The organism is Nonomuraea mesophila (genome assembly GCF_004352805.1).
Lineage (GTDB): Bacteria > Actinomycetota > Actinomycetes > Streptosporangiales > Streptosporangiaceae > Nonomuraea > Nonomuraea longispora.
Window position 1 is genome coordinate 1 of the sequence record NZ_SMLD01000361.1, and the last position, 1,945, is coordinate 1,945.

Sequence of the window (1,945 nt, forward strand, 5' to 3'; positions counted from 1 at the left end):
TGGGACGGGCGGTGGCGGTCGCGGTGGGGGACCGGCGGCAACGCCGGCTGGCCGCGTTCGTCACCCCTGGTGACGTGGACCAGACCGGGTTGCGCTCGTTCCTGGCCGACCGGCTACCGGCGTACGCGATCCCCCCGTCGATCACCACGCTGGACTCCTTACCGCTGACCGCCAACGGCAAGATCGACAGATCCGCGCTCACCGCCCTCGTCGCCGACCTGCCGGAGAGCACGGCGTACGAGCCGCCCGTCGGCCGCGCAGAGACCGTGCTCGCCGCCATCTGGGCCGACCTGCTCGAACGTCCCGGCGTGCGGCGCAGCGACAACTTCTTCACCCTGGGCGGCGACTCGCTGCTCGCCACCCGCATGATCGCCCGCCTGCGCGCAGAAGGCATCACCGACGCCCGGCTCAGCCTGCTGTTCCAGACGCCGGTGCTGGCGGACTTCGCGGCCACCCTCACCCTCGGCGAGGCGGCTCCGCAGGCCCCGGCCCTCGCCCCGGACCTCGCGCACCGGCACGACCCCTTCCCGCCCACCGAGGTGCAGCGGGCCTACTGGCTCGGCCGGGCCGAGCACTTCACGCTCGGCGGCGTCGGCTGCCACTTCTACACCGAGTTCGACGGCGACATCGACCTCGACCGGCTGGAAACCGCGTGGAACCTGCTCATCGAGCGGCACGAGATGTTGCGCGCCGTCTTCGACGAGAACGGCTTCCAGCGCATCCTGCCGGAGGTGCCCCGCTTCACCATCGCCGCCGCCGGCAGCGTCGAGGCCATGCGGGAGCAGATGTCGCACCAGGTGCTCGACGTGTCGGCCTGGCCGCTGTTCGACGCGCGGGCCGTACGCCACGAAGGCGGGGTGCGGCTCGGCGTCAGCTTCGACAACATCATCGTCGACGCGCTGAGCATGATGGTCTTCTTCGCCGAGCTCGACCTGCTCTACCACGACCCTGACACGGTCCTGCCGCCGATCGGGGCGTCGTTCCGCGACTACCTGCTCGCGCAGACGCCTGACCCCGCCGTGTTCGAGACGGCCAAGGACTACTGGGCGGCCAAGCTGCCCGAACTGCCGCCCGCCCCGCAACTGCCGCTCCGCGTGGACCCCGCGCTGATCGACCGGCCCAGGTTCGTACGGCGCGAGCTGCGGCTGCCCGCCGCCCGGTGGCAGGCGATCAACGACCTGGCCCGGCGGCACGAGCTCACCCCCGCCACCGTGCTGGCGGCGGCGTTCGGCGAGGTGCTGGGCACGTGGAGCGCCCAGAAGGAGCTGACGCTCAACCTCACGCTGTTCGACCGGCGCGAGGTCCACCCCGACATCCACCGCGTGCTCGGCGACTTCACCTCGCTGCTGCTCGTCGGCTACCGGCAGGGCGCCGGCTGGCTGGACGGAGCCCGCAAGCTGCAGGAAGAGGTCTGGCGCGGCCTGGAACACGGCGAGGTCTCGGCGGTCTGGGTGATGCGCGAGCTGGCCAGGCGGAACGCCGCGATCGAGATGACCATGCCGGTCGTGTTCACCAGCACGCTCGGCGTCACCGGCGAGGGCATGGCCGGGCCGTCGTTCGGCGAGCAGGTCTGGGGCGTGTCGCAGACGCCGCAGGTCTGGCTGGACAGCCAGGTCGGCGAGATCGACGGCGAACTGCTGGTCCGGTGGGACGCGGTGGAGGAGTTGTTCGCGCCCGGGGTGTTGGATGCGATGTTCGGGGCGTACGGGGGGTTGCTGGAGTGGTTGGCGGAGGGTGATTGGTCGGCTGAGGTGCCTGCGTTGCTTCCTGTTGAGCAGGGGGTGGTGCGGGAGCGGGTGAACGCGACGGCGGGGCGGGTGCCGGATGGGGTGTTGCATGGTGAGTTCTTCGCGCGTGCGCGTGTGGAGCCGGATCGGGTGGCGCTGATCGCTGCGGGTGGGTGTGTTTCTTACGGTGAGTTGGCGGATCGGGCGTTGGGGGTGGC

Annotated in this window: 1 protein-coding gene; it reads left to right on the plus strand. The window is 71.3% G+C overall.

Annotation, left to right across the window (positions count from 1 at the left end; genetic code table 11):
* The coding region (locus E1295_RS48005) for a condensation domain-containing protein (protein WP_246081262.1) at window positions 1–1,945 on the plus strand (1,945 nt) is incomplete at both ends.